General features: G+C 71.2%; 14 protein-coding genes and 1 pseudogene. 4 read left to right on the plus strand and 11 right to left on the minus strand.

Annotated features, from left to right (window positions below; translation table 11 throughout):
• Positions 1–10: 10 nt before the first annotated feature.
• The gene (locus tag ACFY3V_RS21470; protein ID WP_350947715.1) at positions 11–937 is read right to left on the minus strand and encodes an LD-carboxypeptidase; all 927 of its coding nucleotides are present in this window, start codon (positions 935–937) and stop codon (positions 11–13) included.
• Between the two features lie 30 nt (positions 938–967).
• Here ACFY3V_RS21470 and ACFY3V_RS21475 point away from each other — a divergent pair, with 30 nt between their 5' ends.
• On the plus strand, positions 968–1855 hold the full coding sequence (locus ACFY3V_RS21475) for a sulfotransferase family protein (protein ID WP_389775587.1): 888 nt from the start codon (positions 968–970) through the stop codon (positions 1853–1855).
• Between the two features lie 263 nt (positions 1856–2118).
• Here ACFY3V_RS21475 and ACFY3V_RS21480 read toward each other — a convergent pair.
• The 6 genes and pseudogenes from ACFY3V_RS21480 to ACFY3V_RS21505 all read right to left on the minus strand — a co-directional run.
• Positions 2119–2397: pseudogene (locus tag ACFY3V_RS21480) on the minus strand (transposase); the annotation flags it as partial.
• Between the two features lie 39 nt (positions 2398–2436).
• Entirely contained in the window at positions 2437–4311 is a 1875-nt protein-coding gene (locus ACFY3V_RS21485; RefSeq protein ID WP_362897300.1) for an ABC transporter ATP-binding protein, read from the minus strand.
• 290 nt (positions 4312–4601) lie between these two features.
• A complete protein-coding gene (locus tag ACFY3V_RS21490; RefSeq protein WP_389775591.1) occupies positions 4602–5405 on the minus strand; it encodes an enoyl-CoA hydratase/isomerase family protein in 804 nt (267 codons plus the stop codon).
• 132 nt (positions 5406–5537) lie between these two features.
• Positions 5538–5753: a helix-turn-helix domain-containing protein gene (locus ACFY3V_RS21495; RefSeq protein ID WP_030904785.1), complete on the minus strand. Its 216-nt coding sequence runs from the start codon at positions 5751–5753 to the stop codon at positions 5538–5540.
• A 114-nt stretch (positions 5754–5867) separates the two neighbouring features.
• Positions 5868–7466 (minus strand): ABC-F family ATP-binding cassette domain-containing protein, encoded by a 1599-nt coding sequence (locus tag ACFY3V_RS21500; RefSeq protein ID WP_362897301.1) that lies wholly within the window; start codon positions 7464–7466, stop codon positions 5868–5870.
• 358 nt (positions 7467–7824) lie between these two features.
• Complete coding sequence (locus ACFY3V_RS21505; RefSeq protein WP_350947721.1) at positions 7825–8481, minus strand: acVLRF1 family peptidyl-tRNA hydrolase; 657 nt, start codon at positions 8479–8481, stop codon at positions 7825–7827.
• 131 nt (positions 8482–8612) lie between these two features.
• Between ACFY3V_RS21505 and ACFY3V_RS21510 the strand changes: the two genes are divergently transcribed.
• From ACFY3V_RS21510 to ACFY3V_RS21520, 3 genes are all read left to right on the plus strand, one after another.
• Positions 8613–9710, plus strand: a complete 1098-nt coding sequence (locus ACFY3V_RS21510) for an EAL domain-containing protein (RefSeq protein WP_362897303.1) — start codon at positions 8613–8615, stop codon at positions 9708–9710.
• Positions 9711–9859: 149 nt separating this feature from the next.
• A complete protein-coding gene (locus tag ACFY3V_RS21515; RefSeq protein ID WP_389775597.1) occupies positions 9860–11188 on the plus strand; it encodes an aminotransferase class V-fold PLP-dependent enzyme in 1329 nt (442 codons plus the stop codon).
• Positions 11189–11238: 50 nt separating this feature from the next.
• Complete coding sequence (locus ACFY3V_RS21520; protein ID WP_362897305.1) at positions 11239–12087, plus strand: siderophore-interacting protein; 849 nt, start codon at positions 11239–11241, stop codon at positions 12085–12087.
• A 7-nt stretch (positions 12088–12094) separates the two neighbouring features.
• Here ACFY3V_RS21520 and ACFY3V_RS21525 read toward each other — a convergent pair whose 3' ends face one another.
• Genes ACFY3V_RS21525 through ACFY3V_RS21540 form a run of 4 tightly spaced genes read right to left on the minus strand, consistent with a single transcriptional unit; the run spans position 12095 to position 15472 of the window.
• Positions 12095–12700 carry a response regulator transcription factor gene (locus ACFY3V_RS21525; RefSeq protein ID WP_362897306.1) on the minus strand — a complete coding sequence of 202 codons (606 nt, stop codon included), beginning with the start codon at positions 12698–12700 and terminating at the stop codon, positions 12095–12097.
• Positions 12697–13857 (minus strand): sensor histidine kinase, encoded by a 1161-nt coding sequence (locus ACFY3V_RS21530; RefSeq protein ID WP_389775601.1) that lies wholly within the window; start codon positions 13855–13857, stop codon positions 12697–12699. Before ACFY3V_RS21530 ends, ACFY3V_RS21525 begins: the two co-directional genes overlap by 4 nt.
• The gene (locus ACFY3V_RS21535; protein ID WP_362897308.1) at positions 13854–14588 is read right to left on the minus strand and encodes an ABC transporter permease; all 735 of its coding nucleotides are present in this window, start codon (positions 14586–14588) and stop codon (positions 13854–13856) included. The genes ACFY3V_RS21530 and ACFY3V_RS21535 overlap by 4 nt, the downstream gene beginning before the upstream one ends.
• Positions 14588–15472 (minus strand): ABC transporter ATP-binding protein, encoded by an 885-nt coding sequence (locus ACFY3V_RS21540; protein WP_362897309.1) that lies wholly within the window; start codon positions 15470–15472, stop codon positions 14588–14590. Before ACFY3V_RS21540 ends, ACFY3V_RS21535 begins: the two co-directional genes overlap by 1 nt.
• Positions 15473–15531 lie beyond the last annotated feature (59 nt).

Consider the following 15531-nt stretch of genomic DNA (forward strand, 5'->3'; position numbering starts at 1 on the left):
AGGTTCGCACCTAGAGTGCCTTGCCGACGCCCCCTGTTGAGTAGGCCAGAGAGCACGATTTTGCATCAATAGCACCAAGTGCCCCGAGCAATACAGAGAACTGTGGCTCTCCATGCCCTATCGGAAGCCCTGCGACAACGGGCACCCCGAGCGGCGCGAGCAGCTCCTCCAGCACCGGGTAGGGGTCGCCGCAGCCGACCCAGGACCCCAGGACGAACCCGGCGGCCCCGTCGAGTGCCCCGGTCTGCAGCAGCTGGACGAGCATCCTGTCGATCCGGTACGGCGCCTCGGCGACATCCTCCAGCAGGACGATCCGGCCCCGCGCCGACAGCGCGTACGGAGTGCCGCAGAGCGCGGCCAGCAGGCTGAGGTTGCCGCCGGTGACCGGCGCCGTGACGTCGCCGGGAACGATCACCCGGTCGCCGGTGATCGTCGGCGGGGCTCCGGCGAGCGCGGCCGTGAAGTTCTCGAAGGTGCGAGGCTCGGGTCCCTCGGGGTCGCTGATCGTGGAGCAGGCCGGCATCGGCCCGAACCAGGAGGCGAGGCCCAGCTCCACGGCGAACGCGCTGTGCAGGGCGGTGATGTCGCTGGAGCCGACGAGCGCCTTGGGACCGGCGGCCCGCATGGCGTCCCAGTCGAGGTGACCGAGGAGACGGGTCGCGCCGTAACCGCCGCGGGCGCAGAACACCGCGCTCACCGCGGGATCGCACCAGGCGTCCAGCAGATCGGAGGCGCGGGCGGCGTCGGAGCCCGCCAGGTAGCGGTCCCTGTCGAGGGTGTGGGCGCCGATGACGACCTTCAGCCCGAGCCCTTCCAGGACGCGAACGCCGCGCGCCAGCCGCTCGGAATCGGGAGGTCCGGACGGGGCCACCACAGCCACCGTGTCGCCGGGACGAGGCGGAGGCGGGACCGGTATCCCGGCAGCCGGTTCGTTCACTCCGCAAACGGTGCCACACTGGGCTTTCATATGCGACCTCCGCCCCACATCCTGGTGGTCAACGGCATCAAGGTCCGCAGGCCGGTATTCGTGCTCGCCGCCCCGCACTCCGGCGCGGATCTGCTGGCCCGCGCCCTGAAACGCTCCCCCGGGTTCCACGTCACCATGGGGCGGGCGGCGGTGGCGCACGTCGTCTACGCCTTCGCCCGGCGGCCCTCGATCGCGGGACGGGGCATGGGCGCGACCCGCGTGCTCCGCGACGCCCTGGCCGAGTCCTGGCAGATCGTCCCCGGCGCCTGCGGGGAGTGCCCGCCCACCTGCCGGGAGGCGGGCGGCGTGACCGGGGCGGGCCCCTGCGCGGCCCCGGGTTCCGTGGTCCGCTTCGGAGACGCGAGCCCCGACCTGCTCTACAGTGCCTCGGTGCTGCTGCAGGCCTTCCCCGACGCCCGCTTCGTCCAGCTCATCAGGGACGGCCGCGACGTGGCCGCCGACATGCTGGCCGACCCCGAGTCCCTGAGGTGGTTCAAGCCGGCTCTGCTCAGCGACGAGACGGAGTTTCCCAACCCCTTCCTCGGCGTCAACTCCGGCGAGCACCGCGAGCGCTGGAAGGCGATGCCCACGGCGGGCAAGTGCGCGCTGCGCTGGCGCAGCGCGGTGCGGCTGTCGGCCTCGCTCCACCAGGAGCTGCCCCGGGAGCAGATGCTCACCCTGCGCTACGAGGATCTGGTCTCCTCCCCCTCCGAGTCCCTCGACGGGCTCTGCCACTTCCTGGAGACGCGGGTCCCGAAGATCGCCCTGCTGGGCAGGAGCGTGCCGAAGGTCGGTGTCTGGCGCACCCGCCTGCGCGGCCAGGACGCCGAACTGGTGTCCAAGGTCGCCCGCGAGGAGCTCACCCGCCTGGGCTACGCGTCATCCTGACGTCGGCCCCGGCCGAGGACGGCTCCGGCTCGCCGGGCGAGCCGGAGCCGTCGTGCGCACTCCGGCGGCGAACCTCTCCTGCCGGCGACCGGGCACGGCCGCCCCCTGCCGTCGCCGCCGTCCGGCCGGTTGCCACGGGCCTCGGGGCGCGGTCACCAGTTCGGGATCTCGAACGTCGCGCCGGGCCGGATGTCCCCCGGCCGGCGCACGGGGACCGCGACGGCCGTGGAACAGGTGCCGGAGGTCGGGGCACCCTCGCCGGTCCGCAGCGTGTCCAGGATCGTCTCCCAGGTGCCGTCCACCGACCACCGGCGGTGCCGGTTGTAGACGGTCTTCCAGTTGCCGTAGGCCTCCGGCAGCTTGCGCCAGGGAGAGCCGGTCCTGCTACGGAAGAACACCCCGTCGATGATCGTGCGGTGATCGGCCCACCGGTTTCCCCGCCGGGCGTGAGCGGGCAGCAACGGCGCCAGCCGTGCCCACTCGTCGTCGGTCAGGTCATCGCGTTTCAACCGGTCGTCCACGTTCTTATGATCTAACACCATCTGTACCGGAAGATCCACTCGGCGACGCGGCGCCGGGCATCAGGAGGTGTGGCTGAACTGGGTCCGGTAGAGCTCGGCGTAGATCGCCCCCATGGCCAGAAGCTCCTCATGGCGGCCCCGCTCGACCACCTGGCCGTCCTGGACCACCAGGATCTGGTCCGCCTCGCGGATCGTGGACAGGCGGTGGGCGATGACCAGCGAGGTGCGTCCGGCCAGCGCGATCTTCAACGCCTGCTGGACCGCGGCCTCGGACTCGGAGTCGAGGTGCGCGGTGGCCTCGTCGAGGACGACCACGCTGGGCGCCTTGAGCAGCAGCCTCGCCAGGGCCAGCCGCTGCTTCTCGCCGCCGGACAGCCGATGACCACGGTCGCCGACCACGGTCTCCAGGCCGTCGGGGAGGTCGAGGACCAGGTCGGAGATCTGGGCGGCGCGCAGGGCGTCCCAGATCTCCTCGTCGGTCGCCTCCGGCCTGGCGTAGCGGAGATTGGCCCCGATGGTGTCGTGGAACAGGTGGGCGTCCTGCGTGACGACCCCCACGGTGTCGTGCAGAGAGGCCAGGGTGGCGTCGCGCACGTCCAGGCCGTTGACGCGGACCGCGCCCTCGCCGACGTCGTAGAGGCGCGAGACCAGACCCGTGATGGTGGTCTTTCCCGCGCCCGAGGGGCCGACCAGGGCGACCATCTCGCCGGGGTGGGCGGTGAAGGTGACTCCGCGCAGCACCTCCTGGCCCGGCCCGGTGTCGGGGCGGGCCACCGCCTCCAGCGAGGCGAGCGACACCTCCGAGGCCGACGGATATCCGAACCGGACGCCGTCGAACTCCACGGAGGCCGGGCCGGCGGGAACGGGCCGGGCGTCGGGGTTCTCGGCGATCATCGGCTTCAGGTCGAGGACCTCGAAGACCCGGTCGAAGCTCACCAGCGCGGTCATCACGTCCACGTGCACGTTCGACAGGCTCGTCAGGGGGCCGTACAGGCGCATCAGGAGGGCGGCGAGCGCCACCAGGGTGCCGATCTCGAAGACGTCGGAGACGGCCAGCACGCCTCCCACGCCGTAGACCAGGGCGGTGGCCAGCGCCGCGACCAGGCCGAGCGCGACGCGGAAGACCGTCCCGTACATGCCGACGGTGACGCCGACGTCACGCACCCGCCCCGCCCTGCCCGCGAAGGCGGCGGCCTCGTCGGCCGGGCGGCCGTACAGCTTGGCGACCATGGCCCCGGCGACGTTGAACCGCTCGGTCATCATGGTGCTCATCTCCGCGTCGAGCTCCATCTGCTCGCGGGTGAGCCCGGACATCTTCCTGCCGACCCACTTCGCGGGAAAGATGAAGATCGGTAACAGCACGAGGGCGACGAGGGTGATCTGCCAGGAGAGCACCAGCATCGCGCCGAGGACCAGCACCAGCATGACCACGTTGGACACCACCGACGACAGGGTGCTGGTCAGCGCGCGCTGGGCGCCGATGACGTCGGTGTTGAGCCGGGAGACGAGGGCACCGGTCTGGGTGCGGGTGAAGAAGGCCACGGGCATGCGCTGGACGTGGTCGAAGACCTCGGTGCGCAGGTTGTAGATGAGGCCCTCGCCGATTCGTGCGGAGAACCAGCGCTGGGCCAGGGTGAGCGCGCCGTCGGCGACCGCCAGGCCCGCGATGACCACTGCGAGGGCGATCACCACCCCCTCGCGCTTGGGGATGATGCCGTCGTCGATGATCGCCTTCATCAGCAGCGGGTTGGCGATCACGATCACCGAGCCGACCACGACCAGCGCGAGGAAGGCGGAGATGTGCCGCGAGAAGGGGCGCGCGTAGCGGGCGATGCGTCTGACCGTGCCCGGTGCCAGACGCTGCTTGGTCACCGACCTGTCACGCCGGAACGAGAACATCGCCTGGGGACCGAGTCCCCCACCCATCATCGCCATACGGCCTCCTCTGCCGATGCGAGCACCGGGAGAAGCGCGATCATTCCCCTGTCAGCTCGGGGCGAACACCGTCGTCCTTCGGCGGGCGCCCCGACGTGGAACGGGCGCGGCGAGTCGAAGACGGGTGCCACGGGTTCGGGACAGGCGCCGCGGCCCCCAGAACGAGCACCGTCGGCTTGGTACGGGCACCGACAGTCCAAGGTGGGCGCCCTCGGCCCGAGACGGGCACCGCCGGTCTGGCGGGGAACCGTCGTGGGACGGACGCCCGCGGCCCCCCTGGGCGGGACGGCCTACCCGAAGAGCGCCTTGACGCGCTTGGCCTGCTCGCGCGCCTCGGCCGCGCTCTGTTCGGCCAGCGTGCGCCCCGAAGCCCCCTGAAGCAGCCGCTTGGTCGCCGTCGCGGCGTCGCGGTCGGTCGCCAGCAGCGCGTCGGTCAGGTCGCGCACGGCCTGTGTCAGCTCGTCGGGCGCGACGACCAGCTCCGCCAAGCCGATCCTGGCCGCCTCCCGCGCCCCCACGACGCGGGCGGTCAGACAGATCTCGATAGCCCTGGACAGGCCCACCAGGTCGACCAGCGGCTTGGTGCCGGTCAGGTCGGGAACCAGCCCGAGGGCGGGCTCCTTCATGCACAGTTTGGCGTCGTCCGCCAGGACCCGCAGGTCACAGGCGAGCGCGAGCTGGAATCCCGCACCGATCGCGTGGCCGTGAACGGCCGCCACGGAGACGATGTCGGGACGCCTCAGCCAGAGGAAACCCCGTTGGGCCAACGCCACCCGCTCGGCGAAAGAAGCCTCGTCGAGTGTCGCGGAGGACGCGAACGCCCCCTGCCCAGGAACTCCCTCCGGTGTGAACATCCTCAGATCGATCCCCGCGGAGAAGGACGGCCCCTCACCTCTGATCACGACGACCCTCACCTGCTGCGGCAGGCCGTCACCGATATGAGCCAGAGCCGACCAGGTAGCGAACGTCTGAGCGTTTCGCTTCTCAGGACGGTCCAGCGTGATCGTCGCGATCTCGCCGTCCACCTCGCAGCGCAGACCGACCTCCTCGAGAGAGATCTCCTCCGCACTCCCCCCGAACATCGCTTCCGCCATCGCCTGTTCTCCCACCTTCGGTATCCGCCTCGCCCGAGCCTATCGATTCCCCAGAATGAGGTTCTACAGGATCGGGCGGGGGCGGCGTCAGCGTGGGGGACGGCGGCTGCGGTCGCGCGTTCCGAGGCGGGGTCAGCGCTTGGACTTGCCTCGGGTGGCGCCACCGCGCCCGCGCAGAGTCACACCGGACTCGCTCAGGATGCGGTGGATGAACCCGTACGACCTACCGGTCGAAGCGGCCAGGGCGCGGATGCTCTCACCCGCGCTGTAGCGCTTCTTGAGATCGGAGGCCAGTTTTTCACGGTCGGCCCCGGTAACCCGGGTGCCCTTCTTGAGAGTCTCGGCCACGAGTACCTCCTGTAGTGCCAGACTTCCGCAGCGTTACACACGCCATGATCAGTCATTTCAGCGAGATCGGCTACCTACTCCACGGGAAAAGATCCGTACCCGCTCAAATTAAGATCAGGCAAGTGCCACAAGATCGGAAAATTCGTCGCTCCACGCGTCTTCAACTCCGTCAGGCAGCAAGATCACCCTATCGGGTCGTAGAGCCTCTACAGCACCCTCATCATGCGTGACAAGCACAATTGCCCCAGAATAGGACGTTAGCGCCGAAAGAACCTGCTCTCTGCTCGCCGGATCGAGGTTGTTCGTGGGCTCGTCGAGGAGGAGGACGTTCGCCGCGGACAACACCAGCGTGGCCAGCGCCAGCCGCGTCTTCTCCCCGCCCGACAGCACCCTCGCGGGCTTGTCCACGTCGTCCCCGGTGAACAGGAACGAGCCCAGAACCTTGCGCAGTTCCACGTCGGGAAGCTCTCCCCCGGCCGAGCGCATGTTCTCCAGCACGGTGCGCTCGGGGTCGATCGTCTCGTGCTCCTGCGCGTAGTAACCCAGCTTGAGCCCGTGTCCCGGCTTGACCGCACCGGTGTCGGGCTCCTCGATGCCGCCGAGAATCCGCAGGAGAGTGGTCTTGCCCGCGCCGTTCAGGCCCAGGATGACGACCCTGCTCCCCCTGTCGACGGCCGCGTCGACGTCGGTGAAGACCTCCAGGGAGCCGTACGACTTCGACAGCCCCTCCGCCATGATCGGGGTGCGCCCGCACGGGGCCGGCTGAGGGAAGCGCAGCTTGGCGACCTTGTCGCCGCGCCGCTCCACCTCCAGGCCCGACAACAGCCGCTCGGCACGACGCTGCATGTCCTGCGCGGCCTTCGCCTTGGTGGCCTTGGCCCGCATCTTGTCGGCCTGCGACATCAGGGCCGAGGCCTGCTTCTCGGCGTTGGCCCGCTCACGCCTCCTGCGCTTCTCGTCGGTCTCGCGCTGGGCCAGATAGGCCTTCCAGCCGACGTTGTAGGTGTCGATCACCGCGCGGTTGGCGTCGAGGTGCAGGACGCGGTTTACCGTCGCTTCAAGAAGCGAGACGTCGTGGCTGATAATGATCAAGCCGCCCTGGTGAGATCGTAAAAAATCACGAAGCCACCCGATTGAGTCCGCATCTAGGTGGTTTGTCGGCTCGTCAAGCAGGAGAGTCTCCGCCCCGCTGAAGAGGATCCTGGCCAGTTCCACCCGCCTGCGCTGCCCCCCGGAGAGGGTCTCCAGCGGCTGGCCGAGCACCCGGTCGGGCAACCCCAGACTGGAGGCGATGGAGGCGGCCTCCGACTCCGCGGCGTATCCGCCCAGGACGTGCAGCCGGTCCTCCAGGCGCCCGTAGGCGCGGACCGCGCGGTCCCGCGTGCGGTCGTCGGCCGAGGACATGCCGAGCTCGGCCTCACGCAGCTCACGCAGCACCTGATCGAGCCCCCGCGCCGACAGGATGCGGTCGCGGGCGAGGATGTGCAGATCACCCGTACGAGGGTCCTGCGGCAGGTAGCCGACCTCGCCGCTGATGGTGACCGTGCCCGAGGCGGGCGATCCCTCTCCGGCGAGGACCCGGGTCAGCGTGGTCTTCCCCGCCCCGTTCCGGCCGACGAGCCCGATCTTGTCACCGGGGTTCACCCGGAAGGACGCGCCCTCGATGAGCAACCGGGCCCCGGCCCGCAGTTCGATGTCAGAAGCTACGATCATGGTTGGAGAACACTCCCAGCAGGAAATACACAGGCTCACATCACTGTGGCCGAACCCGCCGCGCCCTGTGTCTCCCGGCTCTCGGCTCGGCCGTCTCGCCTTCATGGGGACGACGGTCAATCGGGAGTGCGCATACCGATCAGTGTACGGCGCGGCACCGGCCGGCTTCTCCACGATTACGTGAGTCCAGCTCAAGCGGGACCGGCTCGCGCGAGAGCCGGTCCCGCCCTCACTCACGCCTGCTCCCTGTCACCACACCCGCCTCACGGCCCCCGTAGTGTCCCCTCACGCGACGCCCGCTCACGCGGGATCCGCTCACCGCACCCGCCTCGCAGCACGCCCGGCCACATCCGCCCGGTCAGAGGGGGTCGCTCACCCTGATGCGTACCGCGCGGAACTGGGCGGGGGTGTCCTTGAGGATCACCAGCCGAGGATCGGGGACCGTCAGAAAGGGCTCGGTCTCCAGCGCGAAGACCGGGGCGAGCCTGCGGTCGGGACGCAACGCGTCCATCGCGCGCCGGTCCCCGCCCAGCACGACGGCCTCCAGCTCACCCACGTGCGGGCCGAGGACGCGCAGCGCCACCTCCGCCGCCGCCTCGTGCGCCTGGTCCACCTGCTTCTCCCTGCGCCGGGCGAAGCGCCGCTGTGACCAGCCGCCCGCCGCGCTGCGCCCGTGGACCTGCCGTGAGCCGACCTTGGAGGAGAGCAGCTCCTCGCCCTGGAAGATGCCCGCCGCGTGGCCGCCCAGCCGTACGAGCAACACACCGATCCTGCGCTCGGTGCGCACGTGGGTGACCAGGCGCGCGATCGGGCCACCCCCGGCACCGGTGAGCGGAGGGAACGGCACCTGGCACTCGGCGACCGCGCCGTCCGCGCCGTCGAGGCGTACGACGGAGGCCGAGGCCGTCACGCTCGGCGGACCGTGCCGGTCGACGAAGCCGTCGATCCAGCGGTTCAGGCGTTCGGGCGCCACGGAGACCCAGCGGCCTCCCCCCTTGGCCGGTCGCGACGTCATGGAACGCGACACTACCGGCCGACCTCGCCGGACACACGATCCCCCCGGTCAAGTCCAACGAACGGCGAAAAGTCGGTGAACATCACAGTGCGTTACTTATGCACCGTTAAAGGATGCCCCATGCTCGGAACGTGACCACCAGAGCGCGAGCCGTCCCGCAGTCCTCCGCGGCAGGCACGGGTGTCACGCCTGTCGTCGATCTCGACACCGGAGGCGTCATCGCCTTCCAGGCCGACGGCGGAAGCCGCGGAAACATCTCCTCGACCGTCCAGACGGTGCGCGAGGTCGCCGCGAGCGAGATCCTGCTCCCCCTGGTGCTCACCCTGCCGGCGGCCGCGGTGATCGGCGGCTCGGCCGCACTCGCGCCGCTCCACGAGGCCCTGCGCGCCTCAGGCCGGCGGCCCCGCGAGGTGATCCTCACCGTACGAGGCGACTTCGCCCAGTTCGAGCGCCGCTCCCTGCTCACCGGGCTGGACGGCCTGCGCGCCATCGGCTACCTCATCGCGGTCGGCGACCTGGGCACCGGGCACGTCCCGCTGGACCTGGTCGCCGACGCGGCGCCCTACCTGGCGGTGATCTCACCGGACCTGATCGCCCAGGTTCCCCACGACCCGCGTCGCACCGCGATCGGCGAAGGCCTGGCGAGGCTCGCGCGGGGGACGGGGGCGCACGTGCTGGCCCCGGGGGTGAGGGACGAGGCGCAGCTCTCCGCGATCCGCGGCTGGGGGGTGCGGCTGGCCCAGGGCCCTCTGCTGGTCCCCGGCCCGTCGGGGCGGGTGCACGTACCGCTCCCGGTCGTCGAGCAGGAGTCCTCCCGGCTGGTCCTCGGGCCCCGAGTCCACGAGTTCCTGCTGCCCGCGGTGACCCTCCCCTACGACGCCACCGCCGAGGCCGTGATCGACGCCTTCGGCAGCGAGCCGTCCATCACCAGCGTGATCCTCGTCGACGAGTACCAGCGCCCGAAGGGCAGCCTCGACCGCAGTCGCTTCCTGCTGTCGATCGCCGGGCGCTTCGGCCACGCCCTGCACGGCAGGAAGGCCGCCGGACGACTGGCCGACCCCGCCCGCACGGTCCCCAGGACCACCCCCGCCATAGCCGCCATGCAGGTCGCCGGCCGCGACGCCGAGCGCGTCTACGACGACCTGGTCGTCACCGACGAGGTGGGGCGCTGCATGGGCGTCGTCCGGGTCTCCGACCTGATCCGCCAGGTCGCGGCCATGCAGAGCTGAGGAGGTCGCGTCCGCGAGCGGTGCGATCCTTCTCGACCCGGCCCGACGCCTTTACATTGTAGATCTTAATATCCGCCGCGCCCTCTTGGCAGGCGGGCATGATCACGATAGGAAGGGGCACAGGGCGGGACGACGGCGAGGGGTGCCAGATGGGCGAGCGCGGACCTCGGGTCGGGCGGCGAGGGCTGCTCGGCGCGGGACTCCTGGCCGGAGCCGGGGCCGCGCTGTCCGGCTGCACCCCGGGCGAAGAACCCGCCGCCCCCACCGCGTCACGGCCTCCGTCGTTCGACCCCGCCAGCTGGGAGTCGGTGCGGGCCCAGTTCCCGCTCGACCCCTCCTACGCCCAGTTCGCCGCCTACGTCCTCGCCGCCCATCCCGCCCAGGTGCGGCGGGCGATCGAGGAGCACCGGCGCGGCCTCGACACCGACACCGACGCCTACCTGCACGGCGAGAACAGGGAGCAGGTGGTGCGCGAGGCCGCCGCGGCCTACCTGGGCGCCGACGCACCCGACGTCGCCCTCACCGACAGCACCACGATGGGCCTGGGCCTGCTCTACAGCGGCATGCGCCTGCTCCCCGGCCAGGACGTGCTCACCACCGAACACGACTTCTTCGCCACCCACGAGAGCCTGCGGCTGCTCGCCGCGAGGACCGGCGCCAAGGTCGGCAGGGTCCGTCTGTACGACGACCCGGCCAAGGCCTCCGCCGACGAGATCGTCTCCCGGCTGAAGGCCGCGCTCACACCGAGGACCCGGGTGGTGGCGATCACCTGGGTGCACTCGGGCACCGGGGTGCGGATGCCGGTCAGGGCGATCGCCGACATGGTCGCCGAGGCCAACCGCTCCAGAGACGCCGAGGACCGGGCGCTGTTGTGCGTGGACGGGGTGCACGGCCTGGGCGCGACGGCCGACGGGGTGGAGGAGCTGGGCTGCGACTTCTTGGCCGCTGGCACCCACAAGTGGCTGTTCGGCCCCCGGGGCACCGGCGTCCTGTGGGGAAAGGGGCGGGCCTGGGGCGCGCTGCTGCCGGTGGTCGCGAGCTTCTCCAACGTGACCGTCGACCCGGGGACGGGCGACGAACCGTACGGCCCGGGCGGGCTCCTGCACACCCCCGGCGGCTACCACAGCTTCGAGCACCGCTGGGCGCTGAACGAGGCGTTCGCCTTCCATCGGGCCATCGGCAAGGAGCGGGTGGCGGCCAGGATCACCGAGCAGGCCACCCAGCTCAAGGCGGGGCTCGCGGCCCTGCCCAACGTACGGCTGATCACCCCGGTCTCCCCCGAGTTGTCGGCCGGCCTGATCTGCTGCGCGATCGACGGCGTGGACGCCCCCGCCGCGGTGGGCAGGCTCCGCAGGGGCCACCGGATCATCACCAGCGCCACCCCGTACCGGGACGTCTACCTGCGCTTCGGGACCGGGATCGTCACCACCCCCGAACAGGTCGACCAGGCGGTGAGGGCCGTCGCCACGCTCCGGTGACATATGGTACGAGTTAGGTTCACCTAACTTAGATCCCCACGGAGTGACATATGGCAGACGAGAAAGCCGAGCGCCGCAACCGGAAGGTGACGAGCGGCCTGGTCCGGCGGGTCGAGCGGCTCACTCCCCACATGATCCGGGTCGTGGTCGGCGGCGAAGGACTCTCCGGGTTCCGCACGGACGGCTACACCGACCACTACGTCAAGCTGCTGTTCGCCCCGGCCGGGGTGAGCTACCCCCGGCCGTTCGACATGGAGGCGATGCGCGCCCTGCCCCGCGAGCAGTGGCCCACCACCCGCACCTACACCGTGCGCCGCTGGGACGCCGAGGCGGGCGAACTCACACTCGACTTCGTCCACCACGGCGACGCCGGCCTGGCCGGACCGTGGGCCGACCGGGTCCGGCCCGGCGAGGAGGTCCACTTCTTCGGCCCCGGCGGCGCGTACGCGCCCGACCCCGAGGCGGACTGGCACCTGTTCGCGGGGGACGAGAGCGCGCTGCCCGCCATCGCCGTCTCCCTGGAGAACCTCCCCGCCGGCGCCCGCGCCTGGGCCTTCATCGAGGTCGCCGGCCCCGAGGAGGAGCAGAGGATCGACTCCCCCGGTGACGTGAAGATCGTCTGGCTGCACCGGGGTCCCGCCCAGTACGGCGAGAGGCTGGTCAAGGCCGTCCGCGAACTCGACTTCCCCGCGGGAGACGTGCACGCCTTCGTCCACGGAGAGGCGGGCTTCGTCCGCGATCTCAGACGCCACCTGCGCACCGAGCGCGGTATCCCGCTGGCGAGACTCTCCATCTCGGGCTACTGGCGTCTGGGCCGTGACGACGAGGCGTGGCGCTCCTCCAAGCGCGAGTGGAACGAGCGGATCGAGACCGAGGAGGCCGCGGCGCTCTCCTCGTGAACCCCGCTCAGAGCCAGCCCTGGGTGCGGGCCCGCTCGACCGCCTCGATGCGGTTGCGGGCGTGCGTCTTGCGGATGGCCGAGGAGAGGTAGTTGCGGACCGTCCCCTCCGACAGGTGCAGCCGTGCGGCGATGTCGGCGATACCGGCTCCGCCCGAGGCCGCGACCAGGACGTCACGCTCGCGGGGCGAAAGCGGGTTGGGGCCTGCGCTGAGCGCGGCGGCTGCCAGGCCCGGGTCGATGACGCGCTCGCCGCCGTGGACCCGCCGGACGGCGGCGGCGAGTTCACGGGCCGGACTGTCCTTGACCAGGAAGGCCGTCGCGCCGGCCTCCATCGCCCTGCGCAGGTAGCCGGGGCGGCCGAAGGTGGTCAGGATCATGACCCGGCAGCCGGGCAGCGCCTCGCGGATCCGTGCGGCGGCGACGATGCCGTCGTCGCCGGGCATCTCGACGTCGAGCAGCGCGACGTCCGGCCGGACCCGCAGGGCCACGGCGAGCGCCTCGGCGGCGTCGGCGGCCTCCCCGACCACCTCGATGTCGGGCTCCAGGCCGAGGAGCGAGGCCAGGGCGCCCCGCACCATCGCCTGGTCCTCCACCAGCAGCACCCGGATCACCGACTCCCCTCCTTCGCCGGCGGGTAAAGGAGGCCGGTGTGCGGCACCGTGACCAGGAGGACGAAACCGCTCGGCCGCGGCCCGGCGGACACCGTGCCACCGGCCGCCCGTACCCGCTCGGTGAGCCCGGTCAGCCCGCTGCCCTGCCCGTCCGTGGCCGTGCCGCGCCCGTCGTCCGCGATCTTCAGGGTCGCGGCCGTCTCGTCCATGGTCACCTCGATCTCGCACCGGGTCGCCCGCGCGTGCCGGATGACGTTGGTGACCCCCTCCCGCACCGCCCAGCCCAGCAGCTCGTCCAGTTCCTCCGGCAGTGAGGGGCCCGCGAGCCGGATCGTGAGCCTCGTCCCCGCCGCCTCCAGGGCGGCGCGGGCCCCGTCCAACTCGCCGGAGAGGCCGCGCTGGCGGTAGCCGGTGACGGTGTCGCGCACCTCGACCAGCGCCTGCCTGGCCACCGACTCGATGTCGCGGATCTCGGCCACAGCCCGTTCCGAGCCGCTCTCCGCCAGCCGTCCGGCCAGCTCGCTCTTGAGCACGATCAGTGACAGGCTGTGGCCGAGCAGGTCGTGCAGGTCCCTGGCGATGCGCAGCCGCTCCTCGCTCGCGGCGAGCCGCGCCACCTCCTCCTGTGCCTGGCGGAGCCTCACCACCAGCATCCGGGTGTTGCGCACCCCCATGAACAGGACGCCGAGTGTGATGACCTGGAAGACGAGCACCAGGGTCGCACCGGGGTCGTTCTCCTCAAGCAGGCCGATCAGCGCGACGGCGAGGCCCATCGCGAGGACACCGATCACCGAGAGCCGCGGACGCAGCGCCATGCCGTAGACCACGGCCATGTAGATCGGCAGGGTCAGCCAACCGCCGCCGAAGGCCACCGCCAGGCCGACTCCCAGCAGCGTGGTCACCCCCAGCAGCCAGTACGTCAGGCGAGTGGGGTCCCCGAAGTTCCTCGGGCTCAGCACCGTGGCGATGTAGAGGGCGACGAAGGCGGCCAGACCGGCACCGCCCCAGACGGCCCCGGCTCCCGACAGCTCGCCGGTGACGATCTCCAGGACGGGAAAGCACAGGTAGACCAGGCCGATGGAGATCCCCAGCAGACGCCGGAGGCGGGACGGGCGCTCGCCCGTCCCGCCGAAGGTGAGCGCGGAGACGCGGATCATGCCCGGACGAGCGCCCTGCGGTAGGCGAGCACCGCGGCGGTGCCGAGCGCCGCGGCCCAGAGCGCGACGATCACCATCTCGGACGGCGGCGCCGCGTCGCCGGCGACGAGGTGGTGGCCGATGTCGACGTAGGAGAAGGAGGGCATCGCGTGCACGACGCTTTTCATGGCCTCGGGCATGATCTCCACAGGGAACCACAGCCCACCCAGGATCGCCAGCCCGAACGCGCTGATCATCGCGGCCGACTGCGCGGCGTCCGCGGGCAGCAGCGAACCGATGAGCAGGCCGAGCGCGGCGAACGGCAGGGCACCGATCCACAGAGCCGGGACCAGCACGAGCCACTCCCCCACCGGCAGCCGGACGCCCTGGGTGAGGATCGCGGCCAGGCAGACCAGCGCCATGGACGGCAACACCAGCAGCAGCGCGGCGACCAGCTTGGTGACGATGATCGCCCAGCCGGGCAGCGGGGTGACCCGAAGCTGGCGGAGCCAGCCGGACTGCCGCTCCTGCGCCCACGGCACGGCGGTGCTCATCAGGCTGGCCGCGATCGCCCCGTACGCGGCCATGGAGACCATGAGGACGACCGCGGCGCTCACCCCGCCGGAATCCGGCTCGGCACCCCAGATGCCGGAGAAGATCAGGTAGAACACCGTGGGGAATCCCACCACGAAGATGATGTAACGCCTGTTGCGCAACATCCGCAGAACCTCGATCTTGACGTAGTTCGGCATCAGGGCTCCCGGGTGAGGGCGAGGAAGGCGTCTTCGAGGTCGGCGCCGATGATCCTGAGGTCGCGGATCTCCAGCGAGGTGCTCCGGTACAGGGCCGCCACGGTGGCGTCGGGGTCGGCGGTGCGCATCGTGGCGACCCCCTGGGAGATCTCCGCGGCGAGGACACCCGGCAGGCCGTCCAGCCCCGCGACCGGCTGCCCGCCCAGGGTGAAGCGGACGACGTGCTCGCCGATCCCCGACGTGATCTGGGCGGCGGTGCCGTCGGCCACCACCCGGCCCCGGGTGATCACGATGACCCGGTCGGAGTTCTCCTCGGCCTCCTCCAGGTAGTGGGTGGCGAACAGGATCGTCCGGCCCTCGGCGGCGTAGTCGCGCATGCTCTTCCAGAAACGCAGCCGTGACTCCACGTCCATGGCCGCGGTGGGCTCGTCCAGCACCAGCAGTTTGGGCGCGCCCGCGATGGCCAGGGCGAACCTGACCCGCTGGGCCTGCCCGCCGGACAGCCTGCCGGCGCGCCGGCGCGCCAGTTCGGTGAGGTCGGCCACCCGCAGGATCTCGTCGAGGGCGAGCGGCTCGGGGTAGAGCCGCCGGACGAAGTCGACGAGTTCCCTGACCGTGAGCTCACCGATGAGCTCGCCGCTCTGCGGCATGGCCCCGATCTCCCCCCGGGCGACGGCCGCCTCGGGGGAGCCTCCCAGGATCTCGACCCGGCCGCCGCTCGGGCGGGTCAGACCCAGCATCATGTTGATCGAGGTCGACTTGCCGGCCCCGTTGGGGCCGAGCAGGGCGACGGTGTGGCCCACCTCGACGGAGAGGTTCAGGCCCGCTACGGCGAGCACGTCGCCGTAGCTCTTGCTCACGTCTGTGAGGGCGATGGCGTCCATGCCCCAACGCTAGGAGCGTCCGGCGGGAATCCTCAGTGCCGCTCCTCCTGGTTTGGGGA

It is taken from the genome of Streptosporangium sp. NPDC000095 (genome assembly GCF_042899335.1).
GTDB lineage: Bacteria > Actinomycetota > Actinomycetes > Streptosporangiales > Streptosporangiaceae > Streptosporangium.